Here is a 15666-nt window from a genome sequence, read left to right on the forward strand (position 1 = left end):
AGGATGCACGGGTGACCACGACGCCGACGCAGGACGCGATGGGCCCGGGCATGGACCCCGGCCACCGAGAGCGTCTGCGCGCGGCCGGGGCCGAGGCCGGCGCGATCGACGCCCTCACCTGGCACCGTGCGACCGAGGGTGTCCCGCAGTGGTGGCACGACTGCGACAACGCCCTCTACCTCGCCGAGGGCGCCTGCCTGCCGGAGAAGGTCCTCGCCCAGCTGACGCTGTTCCCCGTCCGCGACGTCGTGATCGCCGTCGGGTCCGCCCTGCGCACCGTGTCGACCCTGCTCGTCGGCGGCGACGAGGCCACCGTGTTCGTCGACGCCGGCTGCGAGATCACCGCCGGCGAGCTGTTCTGCGGCGGCGGGTCCAGCATCGTGCTGCACGGCCCGCTCATCGCCACGCGGTGCGCCGTGGTCGACGCCCGCAACGGGGGGAGCATCGTGGCCGGCCCCGAGCAGCTGTGGGCCTCCGACGTGTACGTCGCGACGGACGACATGCACCGGCTCGAGGACCGCGTCACGGGCGAGCGGATCAACCCGTTCGGCGCCGACATCCGCCTCGGCCGGCACGTGTGGCTGTGCAAGGACGCCGTGGTGACCGGTCACGCCGACGTCGGCGACGGCGCCGTCGTGGCGATGCGGTCGGTGGTGCGTGGTCAGAAGGTCCCGGCCCACAGCGTGGTCGCCGGGGTGCCGGGGAGGGTGGTCCGCGACGACGTGGTCTGGTCCTACGACGACCGGGCCTGAGTCGTACCACTACCGCGGCCCTTGCTCGGCCCGTTCTCGCATGCTGGGCGTGGTCACGGTGTCGTGACGGGAGTTCGTAGCGTGCAGGGGTCGTCCTCACCCGGACGACGTCCCCTGCCCCCGTGTCGGCCGATCGCCGAGAGAAGGACCCCGCCATGTCTGAGCAGCCCACCACCATCGAGGCCCCGAAGCGGCGAGGTCCGCTCGTCGCGGGCGCGGCCGTCGCGGCCGTCGTCGTGATCGCCCTCGTCGCGTTCTTCCTGACCCGCGGCGACGACGCGACGAGCGCCGCCGGCGAGGACGCCGAGACGGTCTCCATCGGCGTCGTCGGTGCCAGCGACCCGTACTGGGAGGTCTTCGTCGACGCCGCCGCCGAGGAGGGCATCGACGTGGAGCTGCGCGACTTCACCGACTACACGCAGCCGAACCCTGCGGTCAGTGCGGGCGAGCTGGACCTCAACCAGTTCCAGCACCTGGTCTACCTGGCCGACTACAACCTGGCCAACGACGCCGACCTGACCCCGGTCGGCTCCACCGCCGTGTACCCGCTGGGTCTGTACTCCTCGCAGCACGACGCCGTCGGCGACATCCCGGACGGCGGCACCGTGGCCGTCCCGGACGACGTGAGCAACCAGGCCCGCGCCCTCGGCATCCTCGCCAAGAACGGTCTGATCGAGCTCGACGGCGAGCCGTCGATCTTCACCGACCTCTCCGACGTCGACACCGGGGCCTCGCGGGTGAAGGTCGAGGCGCTCGCGGCCGACGTGACCGCGACCAGCCTGGAGGACCTCGACGCGGCGGTCATCAACAACGACTTCGTGGAGAAGGCCGGCCTGTCGTTCGACGACGCCCTGGCGACCGACGACGCCGCCGACCCGACGGCCGAGCCCTACGTCAACGTGTTCGTGGCCCGCGCCGAGGACGCCGACAACCCCACCTACCAGCGCCTCGTCGAGATCTTCCAGGACACCAAGGCCGTGACCGACGGCCTCCAGCAGGTCTCCGGCGGAACCGCCCAGCTGGTGAAGGCGCCGCGGTCCGAGCTCGTCGACGTGTACGAGCGGGCCGAGGCCGAGACGAAGGCCAACCAGTCCTGACGCCGCTCGTGCCCGGCGACCACGACCTGGTCGTCGGGCACGGGCCTGCGCGTCCGACGTCCAGGAGGAGACCATGGCCCTGATCGAGATCGAGGGTGTCAGCAAGACGTACCCGCCCACCCGTCGCGGTGGTGAGCCCGTGCACGCCGTCGACGACGTCACCCTCCACGTCGAGGCCGGGGAGATCGTCGGCGTGGTGGGCTACTCCGGCGCCGGGAAGTCGACCCTGGTCCGGCTGGTCAACGCGCTCGAGCCGGCCACGAGCGGCACGATCCGCGTCGACGGCACCGACGTGACGACGCTGTCGGAGCGGCAGCTGCAGGGGGTTCGGCGCGGCATCGGCATGATCTTCCAGCAGTTCAACCTGTTCCACTCCCGCACGGTCTACGGCAACGTGGCCTATCCGCTCGCGGTCGCGGGCGTGCCGCAGGCGGAGCGCCACGCGCGGATCGAGCGGCTGCTCGACTTCGTGGGGCTGAGCGAGAAGGCGCACCAGCACCCCGAGCAGCTCTCCGGCGGGCAGAAGCAGCGCGTGGCGATCGCCCGCGCCCTCGCCACCGACCCCGCGATCCTGCTGGCCGACGAGGCCACGAGCGCACTCGACCCCGAGACCACGGCCGACGTCGTGGCGCTGCTGCGCCGGGTGAACGCCGAGCTGGGCGTCACCATCCTCGTGATCACCCACGAGATGGAGGTCGTGAAGAGCCTCGCCGACCGCGTGGTCGTCATGGAGCGCGGCCGCGTCGTCGAGGCCGGATCGACGTTCGACGTCTTCGCCCAGCCGTCGCACCCAGCGACGCAGCGCTTCGTGCGGACGCTCGTCGACGACGTCCCCGACGCGCGTGCCGTCGCGCACCTGCGGGAACGTCACGACGGGCGGCTCGTGACGGTCAGCTTCCGCGACGAGAGCGTCAGCCAGTCGCGGGTCTTCGCCGAGCTGGTGCGGCGTGACGTCGAGTTCGAGCTGGTCTTCGGTGGGATCGAGGACGTCCAGGGTCGCGCGTTCGGCCACCTCACGCTGGAGCTGCGCGGCGACGACGCCGCCGTCGAGGACGCCGTGCGACGCATCGGCGAGCTCGTGACCGTGACCGACGTGCCGGAGGCGGAGGCCCGCGTCGCGGACGTCGGCTCGACGGGGGAGGTGGCCTGATGGATCGCGTCCTGGAGCTGCGCGGGGAGTTCGTCTCCGAGTTCTTCGTGACCCTCTACCTCGCCGGGGCCGGTCTGCTGCTCGGTGGGCTGCTCGGGCTGGTGCTCGGGACGGCGCTCTACGTGACCCGGCGGGGCGGCATCTGGCCGAACGCGGTGGCCAACACGCTGCTCAACGTGGTGGTGAACTTCTTCCGCCCGATCCCGTTCATCCTGCTCGCGATCGCGCTGCAGCCGTTCGTGCGCGAGGTCGGCATCCGCGGCATCGGCAACGAGTTCGCGATCATCGCGATCGTCGTCGCGTCGATGTTCGGCATCGGGCGGATCGTCGAGCAGAACCTGGTGAGCGTCCAGCCGGGCGTCCTCGAGGCGGCCCGCGCGATGGGGGCCAGCCGGCTGCGGGTGGTTCTCACCGTCCTGCTGCCCGAGGCGTTCGGCCCGCTCATCCTCGGCTTCACGTTCGCCGTCGTGGCGATCGTCGACATGACGGCCGTGGTCGGCGTGATCGGCGCGGGCGGTCTGGGGAACCTGGCGCTCACCTTCGGGCTGCGCCAGTTCAACGGCTACGTCACGTGGACGGCGATCCTCCTGGTCATCGTCATCGTGCAGGTGCTGCAGTTCGCCGGCAACGCCTGGGCGCGGAAGGTGCTGCGGCGGTAGGGCCCGGCGACCGCCGTTTCGGACAGTTCCGGGGCAGTTGCACCCCGGACAGTGCCCCGGACGTGTCCGAAACGGGAGCGCTGGCCCGGGAGCGCGGCCGCGGTCAGAGCGCGGTGCGGACGTCCTGCAGCTCGGGGAAGAACGTCAGCTCGAGCGCGCGCTGCAGGAAGGACGTGCCGCTCGAGCCTCCGGTGCCGCGCTTGTGGCCGATGATCCGCTGCACCGTCTTGAGGTGGCGGAACCGCCAGAGGTGGAACCCCTCCTCGACGTCGACGAGCTCCTCGCACGTCTCGTAGACCTCCCAGTGGCGCTCGGGGTCGGCGTAGACGCGGCGGAACACCTCCACGACGCCGGGGTGCGGCTCGTAGGGCTGCGTGAGGTCGCGCTCGAGGACCGCGGGCGGCACGTCGTGGCCCTGGCGGGTCAGGTGGCCCAGGAAGGCGTCGTAGAGGCTGGGCGCGGCGAGGTCGGCGGCCAGCTGCGCCTGGGTGTCGGGCTCGTGCTCGAACACCTTGACCATCGCCGGTGTCTTGTTGCCGAGCAGGAACTCCACCGTCCGGTACTGCGCCGACTGGAACCCCGACGCCTTGCCGAGCGCGTCGCGGAACTGCAGGTACTCCACGGGGGTCAGCGTCTCGAGCACGCCCCACTGCTCGAACATCTGTCGCTGGACGGCCTTGACGCGGGCCAGTCGCTTGAGCGCGTGGGCGAGCTCGTCGGCGTCGATCAGCGCGATGGCCGAGCGCAGCTCGTGCACCAGCTGCTTGAGCCACAGCTCGGTCACCTGGTGCTGGACGACGAAGAGCATCTCGTCGTGGTGGTCGGTGACCGGCTGCTGTGCGGCGAGCAGCAGGTCCAGGCGCAGGTAGGAGCCGTACGTCGACTCGCCCGCCAGGTCGGTGGCGACGCCGTCCTCGACGGGTCGGTGGGTGGGCCTCATGCCCTCGATGGTGCCCCAGGCGCGGGTCGGGCCGCGCCGCGGTCAGGGCAGGGTGTGCCGGCGGAAGCGCACGGTCTCGCCCGGGCGAGCCTGCGCGAGGCGGTCGAGGCCGCGGCCGGTGACCACCCCGATGACCGGGTAGCCGCCGGTGACGGGGTGGTCGGGCCCGAGCACGACCGGGAGCCCGGCCGACGTCACCTGCACGCTGCCGCGCACGCACGGCTCGCTGGGCAGCTCTCCGTCGACGGCCCGCTCGAGGCCGGTGCGACCGGGAGCGGGGTGGTCCAGCCGGACGCCGATGCGGTCCGACCGCTCGGACACGACCCAGCCGGTGCCGAGGAACGCGGCCAGGGCGTCGGGCGTGAACCAGTCGTCGCGCGGACCGAGCACCACCTCGACGGTCGTGGTGCCGGGGGTCAGCAGGCTCGGGACGGGGGCGACGTCGGGCGGATCCTGGAGCGTCTCCCCGACGGCGATGTCGTCGCCGGAGGTCAGTGCCGGTGGTCCGAGCCGGCTGAGGGTGTCGGCGCTGCGCGAACCCAGGGTCGAAGGCACGTCGATGCCGCCGGCGACCGCCACGTAGCCGCGCAGGCCGTGGCCGAACGCGGCGACCGCGAGGTGCCGCCCGGCGCCCAGGCGCACGGCCCGACCGTGCTCGACCGGAGCACCGTCGACCAGCACCGGCCCGACCGCCCCCGTCACGGCGACGACGTGCTCGGACGTGGCCCGCAGCTCGAGGCCGCCTCCGAGCACCTCCAGGACGGCGGTGCCGGACGCGTCGCCCACGAGGGTCCGGGCCTGGTGGAGGGCTCGCCGGTCGAAGGCCCCCGCGGCGCCGACCCCCTGCGCGGCCAGCCCCGGTCGCCCGTCGTCCTGGACGAGCGTCAGGGGCCCGGGGTGCACGACGACCAGGCTCACGGCGAGGCCCCGGGGCCGGCGGCGCGGAAGCGGACGGTGTCGCCCGGTGCGAGCAGTGCCGCAGGGGAGCGCTCGACGTCGAAGAGCACCACGTCGGTGCGTCCGACCAGCTGCCAGCCACCGGGCGACTCCCGCGGGTAGACGCCGCTGAACCCGCCGGCCAGGGCCACGGCGCCGGCGGGAACCCGTGGCCGGGGCGTGTCCTTGCGGGGGACCGTGAGCCGCGGGTCGCCGTCGACCAGGTAGGCGAAGCCGGGGGCGAACCCGCCGAAGGCGACGGTCCAGGGTGTTGCGGTGTGCGCGCCCACCACGGCCTCGACGCTCATCTGAGTCGCCTCGGCCACGGCGTCGAGGTCGGGCCCGTCGTAGACGACGTCGACCACGTGCTCACGCGCGCCGGACGTCGACGCCGTGGGCGCCGGAGGGACGCTGCGGGCCAGCGCTCGCATCGTCGACGGTCGACCACGCAGGAGCACGGTGCGCGCCCCCAGCACGGCCTCCACGACGTCGGGGTGGTCGACCAGTGCCGCGTGGCGGCGGCGCGCCTCGTCGAGGTCGTCGCAGTCCAGGAGCACGGCGTCCTCCCCGCACGCGAGCACCCTCACACGAACGGTCCGACCTCGTGCCCGGCCTCCGCCAGGGCGGCGCGCACGGCCCGGACGAGGGCGAGCGCGTCGGGGGAGTCGCCGTGCACGCACAGCGAGTCGACCTGGCCGGCGAGGCGCAGCGCCTGGGACACGACCTCGTCGACGTCGCCCAGCACCGCGCCCGGCTGGTCACGCGGGACGAGGGTCCCGGCGGCGGTGTACGCGCGATCGGCGAAGCCCTCGGCGACGGTCGGGAGCCCCTCGGTGGCGGCGAGCCGCAGCGAGACGGCCCCGGGCAGCCCGAGGAGCGGAAGCCCGTACGGTCCCACGGCCTCGACCACGGCCGTCGCCTGCCGCTCGTCGTGCGCGACGGTGTTGTACAGCGCGCCGTGCGGCTTGACGTAGGCCACGCGGCCACCCACGGCGTCGGCCACCTCGGCGAGCAGGTCGATCTGGGCACGCAGCTCGTCGACCAGCTCGTCCGTGGCCGGCTCCTGGGGGCGTCGGCCGAAGCCCTCGCGATCGGGGTAGCCCACCTGCGCACCGATCGCGACGCCACGCTCGACCGCGCGCTCGCACGCGTCGAGCATGAGCTCCTCGCCGCCGGCGTAGGCGCCGCAGCACACGTTCGCGCTCGTGACGACGTCGAGCAGGGCCAGGTCGTCGGCCGACTCCGCGACGTCGGCGTTCAGGTCGATCCGCACGCCTCCACCCTAGGACCCGCGCGGGGTGCCGGACGGCTCAGCGGGGGAGCGGGTCCACGAGCAGGGCGACGGCCTTGTCGTCCACCCTGGTCAGCACCACGGTGGCGCGCACGGACCCCTTGAGCCGCAGGCGGCGGACCAGCTGCTCGGGCACGACGTCGACGCCGCGCTTCTTGATCGTCAGGGTGCCGACGTCGAGCGCCACGAGCGCCGCCTTGAGCTGCTTCTCGCGGTAGGGCAGCTCCTGCACCACGCGGAAGGAGCGGGCGAGCGGGTGGCGCACGTCGACGTCCGTGGTCACCCATGCGATGCGCGGGTCCACCAGCTGGCCGTCGATCCGCTCCGCCAGGCCTCCGACGAGACCGGCACGGATCACCGCGTCGTCCGGCTCGTGCAGCCAGCCTCCCAGCTCGCCGACGTCGCCGGGTGCGCCGTCGCCGGCCAGGTCGTCACCGCCGGGCAGGGCCGTGGCGCGACGCGGCGCGCGGTCGGTCAGGTCGAGGCCGGCGCCCCACAGGCACGCCTCCACCAGGTCGCCGCCGTCGCTGACCCACTGCGCCTCCACGCCGGTGGGGACCAGCGCGTGCGGGATGCCCGGGAGGGTCTTCACGACCGCGCGACCGGCCAGGTGTGTCGCCACGACCGACCACGGCGGGCTCATCGCCTCGGGGTCGAACACCCGGCCACGGTCGTCGCGGCGGGCCGGGTCGAGGAACACCACCTCGTCGTCCGTCGGGTCAACGTCGGCGGCGTCGGCGCAGAGCACCTCGCCGTCGAGGTCGAGGGCGGCCAGGTTGGCGCGGGCGATGGCGGCACGCACCGGGTCGCGCTCCACGCCCCGGACCCGCAGGCCGGCGCGGGCGAGCGCGAGCAGGTCCGAGCCGATGCCGCAGCCCAGGTCGAGTGCCGCCGTGGCACCCGTGCCGGCGAGGCGTTCGGCACGCAGCCGGGCCACCGAGCCACGGGTGGCCTGCTGCAGCGCCTCGTGGGTGAAGAACATCCGCGCCGCGTCGTCGCCCAGCTTGGTGCGCGCGAGCCCGCGCAGGTGGTTCTGCGTGACGGCCGCCGCCACCAGCTCGACGTCGTGGGCGCGGCGCAGCCGCGTGCCCAGGGCGAGGTCGGACTCGACCCCGGCCCGCTGGTGCACCTCGGCCACCAGCGCCCGTCCCTCGTCGGTCTGCAGCCGCTCGAACGTCGCCAGGTCCACGCGCCCATCCAACCAGCCGCCACGAACGGCGCTCCCTCCTCGCAGGTCGGCGGACGATCGTGCGTCCGCCGACGGCGAACACCCTTTAGCACTCAGTAGGGGTGAGTGCTAGATTCGGAACTGGCACTCGGGTACCGAGACTGCCAACCGTGCACGACCCCCGCGACGGCGTGCACACCCATCACGTTCCATCCGTCATTCCACCAACGTTGAAGGGGAGGTCGACCAGTGTCGGTCACCATCAAGCCGCTCGAGGATCGTCTCGTCATCAAGGCCGTCGAGGCCGAGCAGACCACCGCATCCGGACTCGTCATCCCGGACACCGCCCAGGAGAAGCCGCAGGAGGGTGAGGTCGTGGCCGTGGGCCCCGGTCGCATCGACGACTCCGGCAACCGCGTCCCGCTCGACGTCAACGTCGGCGACAAGGTCATCTTCAGCAAGTACGGCGGAACCGAGGTCAAGTACTCGGGCGAGGAGTTCCTCATCCTCTCCGCCCGCGACGTCCTCGCCGTCGTCTCCTGACGCGTTCTGACGCACGTGGCATCCCGGCTGGCGGCGTTGCTCGTCGCTCGGCGACCGCTCCGCTCCAAGGTCGCCGTCGCGACGGCGCCTTGCCAGTCGGGCGCCACGCACGTCAGAACCGCCTGACGTCACCCGCCGGGTCTCCCGGCGCACTCTGCCCGGCACTCGCCGGGCACCCCATCTGATCCATGCGTAGGAAGGCATCACATGCCCAAGATCCTCGAGTTCGACGAGGACGCACGCCGCGCCCTCGAGCGGGGCGTCGACGCCCTCGCGAACACCGTCAAGGTCACCCTCGGCCCCAAGGGCCGCTACGTCGTGCTCGACAAGAAGTGGGGCGCCCCCACGATCACGAACGACGGTGTCACCGTCGCCCGTGAGGTCGAGCTCGACGACCCGTTCGAGAACCTCGGAGCCCAGCTGGCCAAGGAGGTCGCCACCAAGACGAACGACGTCGCCGGTGACGGCACCACCACGGCCACCGTGCTCGCCCAGGCGATGGTCCACGAGGGCCTGCGCGCCGTGGCCGCCGGCGCCAACCCGGTCGGCCTGAAGAAGGGCATCGAGGCCGCGGTCAAGGCCGTCAGCGAGAAGCTGCACGAGATCGCCCGCGACGTCGACGACATCAAGGACATGACCGACGTCGCCACCGTCTCCTCGCGCGACGCGCACATCGGCGAGCTCATCGCCGAGGCGTTCGACAAGGTCGGCAAGGACGGCGTCATCACCGTCGAGGAGTCCAACACGCTCGGCACGCAGCTCGACTTCACCGAGGGCATGCAGTTCGACAAGGGCTACCTCTCGCCGTACATGGTCACCGACACCGAGCGCATGGAGTCCGTCCTCGACGACCCCTACGTGCTCGTCAACCAGGGCAAGATCAGCTCGGTCGCCGAGCTGCTTCCGCTCCTGGAGAAGGTCATCGGCGCGGGCAAGAGCCTGTTCATCATCGCCGAGGACGTCGAGGGCGAGGCGCTCAGCACGCTGGTCGTCAACAAGATCCGCGGCACGTTCACCTCGGTCGCCGTCAAGGCGCCCGCCTTCGGTGACCGCCGCAAGGCCATGCTGCAGGACATCGCGACGCTCACCGGCGCCACGGTCGTCACGCCCGACGTCGGGCTCAAGCTCGACCAGGTCGGCCTCGAGGTGCTCGGCACCGCCCGTCGCGTCGTCGTCACCAAGGACGACACGACGATCATCGACGGTGGCGGCGAGACCGCCGAGGTCGAGGGCCGGGTCAACCAGATCAAGGCCGAGATCGAGCTCACCGACTCCGACTGGGACCGCGAGAAGCTCCAGGAGCGTCTCGCGAAGCTGGCCGGCGGCGTGTGCGTGATCCAGGTCGGCGCGGCCACCGAGGTCGAGCTCAAGGAGAAGAAGCACCGCATCGAAGACGCCGTCTCGGCGACCCGCGCGGCCATCGAGGAGGGCATCGTCGCCGGTGGCGGCTCCGCCCTCGTCCACGCCGTCTCGGTGCTCGAGGGCGACCTCGGGCTCAGCGGCGACGAGGCCGTCGGCGTGCGCATCGTGCGCAAGGGTGCCGACGCCCCGCTGGAGTGGATCGCCCGCAACGGCGGCGTCTCCGGCGAGGTCGTCGTGTCGAAGGTCCGCGAGTCCGGTGAGGGCTACAACGCCGCCACCGACACCTACGGGGACCTCCTCGCGCAGGGCATCCTCGACCCGGTCAAGGTCACGCGCTCCGCGCTGGCCAACGCCGCGTCCATCACCGCCATGCTGCTCACCACCGAGACCCTGGTGGCCGAGAAGCCGGCCGACGACGAGGGTGACGCCCACGCCGGGCACAACCACTGAGTCGTCGCACCGACGCGCTGTCGACGGCGCCCGCCCCTTCGGGGGGTGGGCGCCGCCGTCGTTCCCGCCCGTGCTTGACGCGCCGCCGGCCAACCCGCACCGTGATCCCATGGCCACCGTCGAGGACGTCGAGCGTCTGTGCCTGGCGCTGCCGGAGGTCGCCGAGCGCACCAGCTGGGGGAACCGCGCCTGGTTCGTCGAGAAGGCGATGTTCTGCTGGGTGCGACCGTTCAGCAAGGCCGACCTGAGGCGGTTCGGCGACGACCCGGTGCCGCAGGGCGAGATCGTCGGTCTGCGCACCGAGGACCTCGCCGACCGCGACGCGATCCTCGGCGAGGGGGTGCCGGGCTTCTTCACCATCGAGCACCTGGCGAACCACCCCGGCTTCCTGGTCGAGCTCGACCTGGTGGACCCCGCCCGGCTGGAGACCGCGGTCGAGGACGCCTGGCTCGCGCGCGCACCCGCCCGCCTGGCCGAGTCCTGGCTCGCCGACCGCCCCTGACCCGTGCCGCAGATTCCCAGGTCGACCTGGGAATCTTCCGGACTGCACGGCTTTCCCTACGACTGCACGGGTAGCAACCTGTGCTTCTGCAGGTTTCCCAGGTCGACCTGGGAATCTCCCACCCTGCCCCGCGGGGTTCGGGACGTCCGCGTCCTGACCGCACGGGTGCATCCGCGCTCCGACGTCCCGTCGAGGGGCCGCGTGACGGTCGTCTCTTGCGCTCGCGACCGACTCGCCATACCGTGGGTATGGATGCGACATTCCCGATGTCACATCACCGTTGTCGAGTAGCCGAGGAGACTGCCATGACGATCACCGAGACCCGCCCCACCACCCCCGACGCCGCCGCGTTCCGTGCGGAGGTCGAGCGTGACGGCGTGCTCGAGCGGCTCCTGTCGTCGTCGGCCCAGCTGTCCTACGACCCCGAGAAGGAGGTCGACTGGGACGCGCCGCTCGACCCGCTGCACGACGGCGTGAACCCCGAGTGGTGCACGCTCTTCGGCACCGACCTGTGGGAGCGCATGACGCCGGAGCAGCGCGCCACGCTCACGCGCCACGAGGCGGCCAGCGTCGCGAGCATCGGCATCTGGTTCGAGATGCTCCTGCAGCAGATGCTGCTCGTCGACATCTACGACAAGGACTACGCGAGCAGCGAGTTCCAGTTCGCGCTCACCGAGATCGCCGACGAGTGCCGCCACTCGATCATGTTCGCCAAGGGCGCCCAGCACATCGCCGGTCGTTCCTACCTGCCCCACCCGCTGCTGCACAAGGCCGCCAAGCTGCTCAAGCTGACGGCGCGCGGCGAGGTCGCCTACACGTCGATCCTGGTGGCCGAGGAGGTCCTCGACGTCATGCAGCGTGACTGGATGCGCGGCGCCTCCGTCTCGCCCCAGGTCAAGACGATCTGCAAGATCCACGTGGTCGAGGAGTCGCGGCACATGAAGTTCGCGCGCCACGAGACCCTCGAGGCCATGAAGGGCATCTCCGAGGCCCGCCGCCGCGCCAGCGCCCTGCAGATCGCGAGCGTCGGCTACTTCATCGTCAAGAGCCTCGTCCGCCCCGAGGTGTACGCCGAGGCCGGGCTCGACGTGAAGGAGGCCGTCGAGGCGGCCAAGAACAACGAGCACCACCACGCGCTCATGCGTCTGTCGTGCGTGCACCTGATGGACTTCCTGGCCGAGGCCGGGCTGCTGACGCCGACGGCCAAGCGGCTGTACCGCCGCGTGCACATGCTCTGAGGCCGCCATGCCCTTCGCCATCACCCAGAGCTGCTGCTCCGACGCCTCCTGCGTGGAGGTGTGCCCGGTCGACTGCATCCACCCGACGCCGGGAGAGCCCGACTTCGGCACGACCGACATCCTCTACGTCGACCCTCGCTCGTGCATCGACTGCGGCGCCTGCGCCGACGCCTGCCCCGCGTCGGCGATCAAGCCGATCGAGATCCTGCGCGGCGGCGAGGCCGTGTTCGCCGAGCTGAACGCCGCCTACTACGAGCAGCGGCCCGAGCGCGAGGTCGCGAAGCAGCAGACCCACGCCCGCGTGCGCCCGGGCGTGCCCACGGGCCTGCGGGTCGCCGTGGTCGGGACCGGCCCGGCCGCGACCTACACCGCACGTGAGCTGCTCGCGGCGTCCGACGCGCACGTGTCGTTCTTCGACCGGCTCCCGGTGCCGGGCGGTCTGCTGCGCGGCGGGGTGGCGCCGGACCACCCGGAGACCAAGCGGGTGCAGGACACCTTCGGCTGGACCTACGACCACCCCCGCGCGCGCCTTTTCATGAACGTGGAGGTCGGTCGGCACCTCTCGCACGAGGAGCTGCTCGAGCACCACGACGCGGTGGTCTACGGCATCGGCGCCCCCGAGGACCGACGGCTCGGCATCGTGGGGGAGGACCTCGAGGGCGTGCACGGATCCACCGAGGTCGTCTCCTGGTACAACGGCGACCCCGACGTCCCGGGCGACGCCGTCGGCGTGCAGGGGGCGAGGGTGTTCGTCGTGGGCAACGGCAACGTCGCGCTCGACGTCGCGCGCCTGCTGCTCAGTGATCCCGGTCGACTGGCCGGCACGGAGATCGCCGACCACGCCCTGGAGGCGCTGCGTCGGGCCGACGTGCGCGAGGTCGTGCTGCTGGGGCGTCGCGGTCCCGAGCACGCCGCCTTCACCCGGCCCGAGCTGCTGACGCTGCCCGACGGCATCGAGCTCTGCGTCGAGGACGACGAGGCGGTCGCGACGGCCCTGGCCGCCCCGGAGCCGGGGACCAACGCCGCGCTGCTGGCCGGGTTCCCGCGCGTGCGGAGCGACTGGACGTCCGAGCCCGGTGGGGGTGCCGGCGCGGGCAAGCGGCTCGTGCTGGCCTTCGGCCGCCGGGTCACGGCCGCGCACGGGGACGGGGTGTTGGCGTCGGTGATCGTGGCGGGCCCCGACGGCGAGGCCGAGGCGCCCACGCAGCTGCTGGTCAGCTCGATCGGCCGGCGCGGTCGCATGGTCCCCGGGCTGCCGTTCGACGACGAGCGAGGCCTGATCCCGAACCACGAGGGCCGGGTCGTCGACCCGGCGACCGGCGAGCCAGTCCCCGGCGCCTACGTCGTCGGCTGGGCCAAGCGCGGGTCGACCGGCGGCATCGGCGCCAACCGCGTGTGCGCGGGCGAGACCGTCACGACGCTGCTGGGCGATGCGGCCGACGGCCGACTTCGCTCCCCGTCGCGGTCGGAGCGGGCACTGTCCCGGCTGGTGCAGCGGCGTCAGCCGCAGCTCGTCCGCGGTGCGGGGGTGCGGGCCATCGAGCGCCGCGAGATCGACGCGGGCCTCGCGAGCGGACGGCCGCGGGTCAAGCTGACCACCGTCGAGGACCTGCTCGCCGCCGGACGGTGAGTGCGGCGAGCCGACTCAGGCGACCGCGGCCGCCAGGTTGGCCAGGGTCGACTCGAGTGCCTCGTGCGGCACGACGGGGAAGTGCAGCCGCTTCAGGACGGCCGGGTCGGTGACCTTCGACCAGTCGTAGGTGACGCTGACCTCGGTCGAGTCGCGCCCGAGAGGGGTCAGCCGCCACACCCACTCCCAGCCGGCCGGGTCGGCGTCGACCGCTCCGGTCTGCCACGCCAGCAGGGAGCCCTGCTCGAAGCCGGTCACGTGGTTGTCGGTCTGGTAGTCCCCGGCCCTCGGGTGGTGCATGTTCATCCGGAACGACTGCCCCGCCGCGGTGATGCGGTCCGAGCGGTCGTCGCTGCGCACCATGTCGGAGCCGTCGATCTCGTGGTGCCGCTCGGGGTCGGACAGGATCGCGAAGACCTCGCCGGCCGGTGCATCGATGGTGCGGGTGGCGGTGATGTGCGTGTCCATGTCTCCACCTTGCCTCCCACCGAGGTCGGCGCAACCGGGTCGGTGCGGTGCGCTGGTAGCGTCGCGCACGTGTTCGAGACGCTGCGCCGAGAGCTCGACCTGCCAGCCGCCGAGCGTTCCGACGACTTCCCCGACGACGTGCTCGCCGAGGCCGAGGAGGTCGCGGCCCGCGGCCCGCTCGCGACGACCGATCGCACCGGCCTGCCCTTCGTCACCATCGACCCGCCGGGGGCCATGGACCTCGACCAGGCGGTCCACCTCGAGCGTCGCGACGGCGGGTTCCGGGTGCACTACGCCATCGCCGACCTCGGCGTGGTCCCGCTGGGCGGCGCGATCGACACGGAGGCCCGCGGACGCGGGCAGACCATCTACCTGCCCGACGGTCGCGTGCCGCTGCATCCGCCGGTGCTCTCGGAAGGCGCGCTGAGCCTGCTGCCCGACCAGGTGCGGGGCGCCGTGCTGTGGACGATCGACCTCGACGTCGACGGTGCCGTCGTCGCCCACCGCGTCGAGCGCGCCCTGGTGCGGTCGGTCGCCCGCCTCGACTACGCGACCGTCCAGGCCGACGCCGACGCCGGACGTCTGCATCCGAGCATCGAGGCGCTGCGCGACGTCGGCCGGCTGCGGCGCGCGGTCCGCGTGGCCGCGGGTGCGCTCGAGCTGGGCCTGCCCGACCAGGAGGTCGTGCCCGACGAGGCGACCTCGGGCGGGTGGCGCGCGGTGTGGCGTGTCCGACGCGAGGCCGACGACTGGAACGCGGAGATCTCGCTGCTCACCGGCACCGTGGCGGCGTCGATCATGCTCGAGGCGCGGGTGGGGCTGCTGCGCACCCTGCCCGACCCCGACCCGCGCGACGTGCAGCGGTTCCTCGCCCGCGCCCGCGCCCTCGGCGTGGACGCGGGTGATGACCCGGCAGCGCTGCTCGACGGCCTCGACGCCGACGACGTCACCCACCTGGCGGTCATGACCGACGCCACTCGTCTGCTGCGCGGAGCCTCGTTCGCCGCCTTCGACGGAGAGCCGCCCGCGACCCCGGGGCACGCGGGCGTCGGGGCGCCGTACGCCCAGGTCACCGCACCGCTGAGGCGGCTCGCCGACCGGTTCGCGAGCGAGGTCTGCCTGGCGGTGTCGAGCGGGGGCGAGGTCCCGACGGCGCTGCGCGAGGCGCTGCCGTCGGTCCCCGATGCGATGCGGGCCTCCGACGCCCTCGCGTCCCGTGCCACCCGCGGCGTTCTGGACCGGGTGGAGGCGTCGATGCTCGCCCCGTTCGTCGGTCAGGAGCTCGAGGCGCTGGTGGTCGACGTGGACGGGCAGGACGCGGACGTCATGCTGCTCGAGCCCGCCGTGCTGGTCGCGACCGACGCCGGCGCGGGGTCGGCCCGGCTGCGCGAGGGCGAGCGGCGCCAGGTCCGGGTGGTCGCCGCCGACCCTGCGGCGGGCGTGGTGCACCTCACGCCGGCCTGGTGATCTGACCTCTTGC

The 15666-nt window shown here is 72.7% G+C and carries 16 protein-coding genes; 10 read left to right on the plus strand and 6 right to left on the minus strand.

What is annotated here, in order from left to right; translation table 11 throughout:
* Positions 1–11 precede the first annotated feature (11 nt).
* The 4 genes from ASF37_RS08300 to ASF37_RS08315 all read left to right on the plus strand — a co-directional run bounded on the left by ASF37_RS08300 (position 12) and on the right by ASF37_RS08315 (position 3658).
* A complete protein-coding gene (locus tag ASF37_RS08300; protein ID WP_156367956.1) occupies positions 12–752 on the plus strand; it encodes a hypothetical protein in 741 nt (246 codons plus the stop codon).
* A gap of 155 nt (positions 753–907) precedes the next feature.
* Positions 908–1849, plus strand: coding sequence for a MetQ/NlpA family ABC transporter substrate-binding protein (locus ASF37_RS08305; protein WP_055963586.1), 942 nt, complete (start codon positions 908–910; stop codon positions 1847–1849).
* A gap of 73 nt (positions 1850–1922) precedes the next feature.
* Positions 1923–2999 carry a methionine ABC transporter ATP-binding protein gene (locus ASF37_RS08310; RefSeq protein ID WP_055963589.1) on the plus strand — a complete coding sequence of 359 codons (1077 nt, stop codon included), beginning with the start codon at positions 1923–1925 and terminating at the stop codon, positions 2997–2999.
* Positions 2999–3658, plus strand: a complete 660-nt coding sequence (locus ASF37_RS08315) for a methionine ABC transporter permease (protein WP_055963593.1) — start codon at positions 2999–3001, stop codon at positions 3656–3658. Before ASF37_RS08310 ends, ASF37_RS08315 begins: the two co-directional genes overlap by 1 nt.
* A gap of 103 nt (positions 3659–3761) precedes the next feature.
* Here ASF37_RS08315 and ASF37_RS08320 read toward each other — a convergent pair whose 3' ends face one another.
* From ASF37_RS08320 to ASF37_RS08340, 5 genes are read right to left on the minus strand one after another with little or no spacing between them, the layout of a single operon-like run.
* Entirely contained in the window at positions 3762–4598 is an 837-nt protein-coding gene (locus ASF37_RS08320; RefSeq protein WP_056579844.1) for a tryptophan 2,3-dioxygenase, read from the minus strand.
* 42 nt (positions 4599–4640) lie between these two features.
* On the minus strand, positions 4641–5516 hold the full coding sequence (locus tag ASF37_RS08325; protein WP_055963600.1) for a biotin-dependent carboxyltransferase family protein: 876 nt from the start codon (positions 5514–5516) through the stop codon (positions 4641–4643).
* Positions 5513–6121: an allophanate hydrolase subunit 1 gene (locus ASF37_RS08330; RefSeq protein ID WP_056556205.1), complete on the minus strand. Its 609-nt coding sequence runs from the start codon at positions 6119–6121 to the stop codon at positions 5513–5515. Before ASF37_RS08330 ends, ASF37_RS08325 begins: the two co-directional genes overlap by 4 nt.
* A complete protein-coding gene (locus tag ASF37_RS08335; protein WP_056556202.1) occupies positions 6118–6807 on the minus strand; it encodes a LamB/YcsF family protein in 690 nt (229 codons plus the stop codon). Before ASF37_RS08335 ends, ASF37_RS08330 begins: the two co-directional genes overlap by 4 nt.
* Before the next feature lie 37 nt (positions 6808–6844).
* Positions 6845–8014 (minus strand): methyltransferase domain-containing protein, encoded by a 1170-nt coding sequence (locus tag ASF37_RS08340; RefSeq protein WP_056556199.1) that lies wholly within the window; start codon positions 8012–8014, stop codon positions 6845–6847.
* 228 nt (positions 8015–8242) lie between these two features.
* Here ASF37_RS08340 and groES point away from each other — a divergent pair, with 228 nt between their 5' ends.
* The 5 genes from groES to ASF37_RS08365 all read left to right on the plus strand — a co-directional run bounded on the left by groES (position 8243) and on the right by ASF37_RS08365 (position 13718).
* Positions 8243–8536 carry a co-chaperone GroES gene (groES, locus tag ASF37_RS08345; RefSeq protein ID WP_055963614.1) on the plus strand — a complete coding sequence of 98 codons (294 nt, stop codon included), beginning with the start codon at positions 8243–8245 and terminating at the stop codon, positions 8534–8536.
* Positions 8537–8743: 207 nt separating this feature from the next.
* Positions 8744–10348: a chaperonin GroEL gene (gene groL / locus ASF37_RS08350; protein WP_055963617.1), complete on the plus strand. Its 1605-nt coding sequence runs from the start codon at positions 8744–8746 to the stop codon at positions 10346–10348.
* 109 nt (positions 10349–10457) lie between these two features.
* The gene (locus ASF37_RS08355) at positions 10458–10850 is read left to right on the plus strand and encodes an MmcQ/YjbR family DNA-binding protein (RefSeq protein ID WP_056579846.1); all 393 of its coding nucleotides are present in this window, start codon (positions 10458–10460) and stop codon (positions 10848–10850) included.
* A 305-nt stretch (positions 10851–11155) separates the two neighbouring features.
* On the plus strand, positions 11156–12088 hold the full coding sequence (locus ASF37_RS08360; RefSeq protein ID WP_055963621.1) for a diiron oxygenase: 933 nt from the start codon (positions 11156–11158) through the stop codon (positions 12086–12088).
* A gap of 7 nt (positions 12089–12095) precedes the next feature.
* A complete protein-coding gene (locus ASF37_RS08365) occupies positions 12096–13718 on the plus strand; it encodes a 4Fe-4S binding protein (protein WP_056579848.1) in 1623 nt (540 codons plus the stop codon).
* 15 nt (positions 13719–13733) lie between these two features.
* On the opposite strand, the gene ASF37_RS08370 is transcribed toward ASF37_RS08365, so the two are convergent.
* Positions 13734–14186, minus strand: coding sequence for an SRPBCC family protein (locus ASF37_RS08370; protein ID WP_056579850.1), 453 nt, complete (start codon positions 14184–14186; stop codon positions 13734–13736).
* A gap of 69 nt (positions 14187–14255) precedes the next feature.
* Here ASF37_RS08370 and ASF37_RS08375 point away from each other — a divergent pair, with 69 nt between their 5' ends.
* A complete protein-coding gene (locus ASF37_RS08375; RefSeq protein WP_156368146.1) occupies positions 14256–15653 on the plus strand; it encodes an RNB domain-containing ribonuclease in 1398 nt (465 codons plus the stop codon).
* Positions 15654–15666 lie beyond the last annotated feature (13 nt).

It is taken from the genome of Aeromicrobium sp. Leaf289 (genome assembly GCF_001423335.1).
GTDB lineage: Bacteria > Actinomycetota > Actinomycetes > Propionibacteriales > Nocardioidaceae > Aeromicrobium.

Excerpts from the sequence above, each read along its gene's own strand:
- ASF37_RS08305 (WP_055963586.1), top strand. The coding sequence starts at position 908 with ATGTCTGAGCAGCCCACCACCATCGAGGCCCCGAAGCGGCGAGGTCCG.
- ASF37_RS08310 (WP_055963589.1), top strand. The coding sequence starts at position 1,923 with ATGGCCCTGATCGAGATCGAGGGTGTCAGCAAGACGTACCCGCCCACC.
- ASF37_RS08315 (WP_055963593.1), top strand. The coding sequence starts at position 2,999 with ATGGATCGCGTCCTGGAGCTGCGCGGGGAGTTCGTCTCCGAGTTCTTC.
- ASF37_RS08320 (WP_056579844.1), bottom strand. The coding sequence starts at position 4,598 with ATGAGGCCCACCCACCGACCCGTCGAGGACGGCGTCGCCACCGACCTG.
- groL (WP_055963617.1), top strand. The coding sequence starts at position 8,744 with ATGCCCAAGATCCTCGAGTTCGACGAGGACGCACGCCGCGCCCTCGAG.
- ASF37_RS08355 (WP_056579846.1), top strand. The coding sequence starts at position 10,458 with ATGGCCACCGTCGAGGACGTCGAGCGTCTGTGCCTGGCGCTGCCGGAG.
- ASF37_RS08360 (WP_055963621.1), top strand. The coding sequence starts at position 11,156 with ATGACGATCACCGAGACCCGCCCCACCACCCCCGACGCCGCCGCGTTC.
- ASF37_RS08365 (WP_056579848.1), top strand. The coding sequence starts at position 12,096 with ATGCCCTTCGCCATCACCCAGAGCTGCTGCTCCGACGCCTCCTGCGTG.
- ASF37_RS08370 (WP_056579850.1), bottom strand. The coding sequence starts at position 14,186 with ATGGACACGCACATCACCGCCACCCGCACCATCGATGCACCGGCCGGC.